This is a genomic window from Photobacterium sp. Ph5, assembly GCF_022129445.1.
Classification (GTDB): Bacteria; Pseudomonadota; Gammaproteobacteria; order Enterobacterales; family Vibrionaceae; genus Photobacterium.
On the sequence record NZ_JADQAQ010000112.1, the window covers coordinates 1 to 1,659 of the forward strand.

General features: G+C 41.7%; 2 protein-coding genes. One reads left to right on the forward strand and one right to left on the reverse strand.

The window, feature by feature from the left end:
• A partial coding sequence (locus I3259_RS20145) for a 3-deoxy-D-manno-octulosonic acid kinase (protein ID WP_238031441.1) occupies nt 1-530 on the forward strand: 530 nt, incomplete at its 5' end.
• Here the strand turns inward: I3259_RS20145 and waaA are convergent.
• The coding region (waaA, locus tag I3259_RS20150; RefSeq protein WP_238031442.1) for a lipid IV(A) 3-deoxy-D-manno-octulosonic acid transferase at nt 527-1,659 on the reverse strand (1,133 nt) is incomplete at its 5' end. The genes I3259_RS20145 and waaA overlap by 4 nt on opposite strands.

A 1,659-nucleotide genomic window follows, 5' to 3' on the forward strand; every position in this document is an offset into this window, starting at 1 on the left:
TGCGCCATTATCGTCGTGGTGGTTTGTTTGGGAAATTAGTGGCAGACAGTTATCTGTTTTCAGGCTGGGATAAGACTCGTAGTGTGGCAGAATTTTCGTTATTGAACCATCTGATTGCACATCAAGTGAATGTACCTAAACCAGTAGCTGCTCGAGCTGTTCGCTTGGGGTGGTTTCGTTATCAAGCGGATATATTGGTTGAAAAGATCGCAAATAGTCGAGACTTGGTTGGAATTCTTGGTCAAGAAACACTATCTCAGCAGGTTTGGTTTGATGTTGGCGCCATGATTAAGCGAATGCACGATGCTGGCGTGTGCCATACAGATCTTAACTGCCATAATATCTTGCTCGACGATCATCATACCGTGTGGATTATTGATTTTGATAAATGTTATCGCTTAGAAGGTGCTGATTGGCAGGAAAAAAATCTGGCTCGCTTGCATCGTTCTTTTATTAAAGAGCAAGGCAAGCGAGGGATCTTATTTAACGAAGATAACTGGCAGTGGTTATTGCAAGGTTATCAGGGTTAATGGCAATAAGGGGCAATAGCTGTAACGGTTTTTGCAACGGCACCTTGGTTTGATTTTACAACATGTAAGGCTGCTTGCCCCATCTGCTGTTGAAGAGCTTTTTGACTTAACAGCTGACATATATTATGACTGATCTCTTCACTATTTTGACAGATGATCAGCCCATTAGCATGTTCTAATTGTTCTGTAATATCAGTAAAGTTATAAAAGCTTGGCCCTGTTAAAATAGGTTTAGCAAGGGCTGCAGGCTCCAGCATATTATGTCCACCGACAGCATCCCCAATGAGACTTCCTGCCATAAAGACTACATCAGCGACTCCCATAAGTGTCAACATTTCACCCATAGTATCACCAAGATACACGTCACTATTTAGCAAGCCATTATGATCTTGCGTTCTTCTTTGGGTTACAAAACCGTATTGTTGACATAGTGTGAAAACAGAATCAAAACGTTCTGGATGGCGAGGAACCAAAATTAGTAAGGCATTAGGGATATTTTGTTTTATGGTTTTAAAGGCGTCCAGAAGTTGCTCATCTTCGCCTTTATGAGTACTTGCGGCAATCCAGATTGGTCGTTCCATGCCCAGTAGTTGGCGTAATTGTTGAGCTTGTTGTCGAACCTGAGGATTAATTTCTATATCAAACTTTACTGAACCTGTGACAGCAACTTTATCTCGGTCTATACCCAATTGAATAAAACGGTTGGCATCATCTTGATGAAGACATAATACGTGATTTAAGTAAGGGCCAATATGGGCAAATAACCAAGAGAATTGTTGATATCGTTGTGCTGAACGCTCTGATAAACGTGCGTTAATAACAGTAATTGGAATATTAGCTTTAGCAACCGTTGCTAACGTATTGGGCCATAGCTCAGTTTCCATTATAAGTAAGGCACAAGGCTCAATCGTGTTGATAAAGCGCTGTACACAACAGGAAAAATCAATCGGCATATAGCGGTGCTCCACCAAATTACCTAATTTTGCGATTTGCTCAGCACCTGTCGTTGTGGTTGTGGTAACAATAATCGTTTTATTAGGATAGGCCTGCTTAAGTGCTTTTATAACAGGAATCGCGGCAATCGATTCACCGACGGATACGGTATGAAGCCAGATAGGGGCGACTGCGT